General features: G+C 68.4%; 2 protein-coding genes. Both read left to right on the top strand.

What is annotated here, in order from left to right; translation table 11 throughout:
- The first annotated feature begins 63 nt into the window (after nucleotides 1-63).
- Nucleotides 64-1,464, top strand: coding sequence for a group II intron reverse transcriptase/maturase (ltrA, locus tag P3T27_RS40840; protein ID WP_280686446.1), 1,401 nt, complete (start codon nucleotides 64-66; stop codon nucleotides 1,462-1,464).
- Nucleotides 1,347-2,126 carry a transposase gene (locus P3T27_RS40835; RefSeq protein ID WP_348534215.1) on the top strand — a complete coding sequence of 260 codons (780 nt, stop codon included), beginning with the start codon at nucleotides 1,347-1,349 and terminating at the stop codon, nucleotides 2,124-2,126. Before ltrA ends, P3T27_RS40835 begins: the two co-directional genes overlap by 118 nt.
- Nucleotides 2,127-2,320 lie beyond the last annotated feature (194 nt).

The raw sequence follows: 2,320 nt of genomic DNA, 5'->3' as shown, positions 1-2,320 counted from the left end.
CACCTGCTAGCGATCACGCCGCTGACCGGCACGAGCACCCCACCCTCGCCCCACGCTAGCCCCGTGACCTGCAACCTCAGGTTGGAAAATCCTCACTGGTGGCAACACCAGCAGGGCGTCCCGGGCCGACCTCACAACCTCGTGCACGACCCGGCGACGCTGATCGCGGCGTTCGACCGGGTCGCGGGCAACCGAGGAGCCGGTACTCCTGGCGTGGACGGCCTGACCGCCGCCGACGTCGAGGAGGCGCTCGGTGTCCCCGGGTTCCTGGACGACCTGCGATCCCGTCTCAAGACGGGTGCGTTTCGGCCACTTCCGGTGCGGGAGAAGAAGATCCCCAAGCCGGGTGGGTCGGGGAAGGTTCGGCGGCTGGGGATTCCCACGATCGCCGACCGGGTGGTCCAGGCCGCGTTGAAGCTGGTGCTGGAACCGATCTTCGAGACCGACCTCAAGCCGGTCTCGTATGGGTTCCGGCCCAAGCGGCGGGCCCAGGACGCGATTGCCGAGATCCACTTCTACGGCACCTGCGGTTACCGGTGGGTGCTGGACGCGGACATCGCCGCGTGCTTCGACGAGATCGACCACGCAGCGTTGATGGACCGGGTCCGAAGGCGGGTCAAGGACAAGCGGGTGCTGGCGCTGGTCAAGGCGTTCCTGAAAGCCGGGCTGCTGAACGAGCTCGGTGAGTTTCAGGACACCATGACAGGGACGCCGCAAGGGGGCATCCTTTCCCCGCTGCTGGCCAACATCGCCCTGTCGGTGCTCGACGAGCACCTGCACCGGGCGTGGGAGAGCGGCGGCGAGCTGTCCACCAACTCTCGGCGCTGGCGGCGCCGGGCTCGGGGCCTGCCGTCGTGGCGGCTGGTGCGCTACGCGGACGACTTCGTCGTCCTGGTCGACGGGACCAGGCAGGACACCGAGGCATTACGCGAGGAGATCGCCCAGGTGCTCGCACCGATGGGGCTGCGGCTGTCGCCGGCCAAGACCCAGGTCGTGCACCTGAGTGAGGGGTTCGACTTCTTGGGGTTCCGCATCCAGTGGCGCCGCAAGAGGGGAACGGACAAGTGGTACGTCTACACCTTCATCGCCGAACGGCCCCTGCGGACCGTAAAGGCGAAGATCCGTTCCCTGACCCACAGAACGTCGCAGCAGGACCTGGCCGTGGTGTTGATCAACCTGAACAGAGCCACACAGGGTTGGGCCCACTACTTCCGGCACGCTGTCGCGAAACACGTCTTCAGAAAGGTGGACGACCTCGTCTGGTGGCGACTGGTCCGCCTTCTGAGCGTGCGGCACCGCTGGAACTGGCGGGACTTCCGCCGACGGTTCACCACCCCCACGGGGAGGTGGCTGCCGATCTCGGCGGGCGGGACAGAGCTGCGGAAGATCAGTGCGATCCCGGTCACCCGGTATCGCTACCGAGGCAGCAAGATCCCCAACCCCTGGGTCCCCGAGACCGCCTGACGATAGAGACCGTGGAGAGCCCGTTGCGTCGAGAGGCGCACGGCGGGTTCGGCGAGAGGTCCGGGGAAACGGGCCGGGAGCAATCCCGGCACCGCGCCCCGGGCCTACTCAGCGACGAAGCAGGCTTCACCCGCAGGCCGCCCAAAGGACGCACATGGGGACGCCGCGGCATCACCCCGGTCGTGAAGGTGAGCGGCCGCCGCTCCGGACGGGTCTCGGTCGCCGGACTGCTCGCGATGCGCCCGGGCTCGCGCACCCGGCTGTGCCACCGGCTGCGGCGCCACACCGGACGCAAGGGCGAACGCCGCAGCCTGTCCGAGCGCGACTACATCGGCCTGATCGACGGAATCCACCAGCTGGTCAGGGCACCGATCGTGCTGGTGTGGGACCGGCTCAACACCCACGTCTCCCATGCCATGCGCGACCTCATCGACGCGCGGGGCTGGCTGACGGTGTTCGTGCTGCCCGCATACGCACCCGAGCTGAACGCGGTCGAGTACCTGTGGGCTCACGTCAAGCACAGCCTCGCGAACCTCGCCACCGTCGCCCTCGACCGACTCGCAACCCTCGTCCGCAACCGACTCAAACGTCTCCAGTACCGCCCCGACGTCCTCGACGGCTTCCTCGCCGGAACCGGCCTCTCCCTCGACCTACCACCCTGAAACGCCGAAGTCAGTAACGGCGCCCCGACCTCCGTCACCACCCGGCCGACACCCGACCCCACAGCCCTACCGGCCACGAACACCCAGGGATCGCCTCGTAGGCCGACCGGGCTGTCCGCCCCCACGCCATTGCCTGGGGAATGACAGCCACCACCGGTTCCGCACCCGGCCCGGTACCGTCACCGCAACCCTCT

The organism is Kitasatospora sp. MAA19 (assembly GCF_029894125.1).
Taxonomy (GTDB): domain Bacteria; phylum Actinomycetota; class Actinomycetes; order Streptomycetales; family Streptomycetaceae; genus Kitasatospora.
The sequence above is the reverse complement of the archived record's forward strand: the minus strand, read 5'-3'. Positions and strand labels throughout refer to the sequence as shown.